This is a genomic window from Lentilactobacillus parafarraginis DSM 18390 = JCM 14109 (assembly GCF_001435895.1).
Lineage (GTDB): Bacteria > Bacillota > Bacilli > Lactobacillales > Lactobacillaceae > Lentilactobacillus > Lentilactobacillus parafarraginis.
Window position 1 is genome coordinate 1 of record NZ_AZFZ01000195.1, and the last position, 690, is coordinate 690.

At 41.9% G+C, this 690-nt stretch carries 1 pseudogene; it reads left to right on the forward strand.

Annotated features, from left to right (window positions below):
- A pseudogene (locus FD47_RS14700) lies at positions 1–622 on the forward strand (transposase); the annotation flags it as partial.
- Positions 623–690 lie beyond the last annotated feature (68 nt).

A 690-nucleotide genomic window follows, 5' to 3' on the forward strand; every position in this document is an offset into this window, starting at 1 on the left:
CCATGGCTGGGTAATCGACTACACCATCCATCCGGGCAACCAACATGATAGTCAAGCCTTCGATGCTTTGTATCAGAAGTTAAAATCAAAGTCACCACGAATTGTGGTTGCGGACGCTGGCTATAAAACACCAGCAATTGCCCATGAGCTCATTTCCGATCATGTCACACCGATATTTCCTTATAAGCGTCCGATGACAAAACCAGGCTTTTTTAGAAAACGAGAGTATGTCTATGACGAATACTATGACTGTTACTTATGTCCCAACAATAAAGTATTAAAGTATTCAACAACCAATCGTGATGGTTATCGGGAATACAAGAGCAATCCTCAGGATTGCAAAACATGCCCCTTAATTAACCAATGTACACTGTCAAAAAATCACCAGAAAGTCGTTACTAGACATGTCTGGGAGGACGACTTAGAAACTTGCGAGGAAATCCGGCATACATACGGATTGCGAGAATGGTATGACGTCCGCAAGGAAACCATCGAGCGAGTCTTTGGGACCGCTAAAGAATTCCATGGTTTACGATATACAAACATGCGCGGAAAAGACAAGATGGCCATGAAAGTTGGTCTGACTTTCGCGTGCCTAAACATGAAAAAGTTAGCAAAAATATGTGGATAATGGCTGGCCGAAAGGCCATCATCATCGCTAAATTCTCAAAAAATAAAGGAAAATAAGTA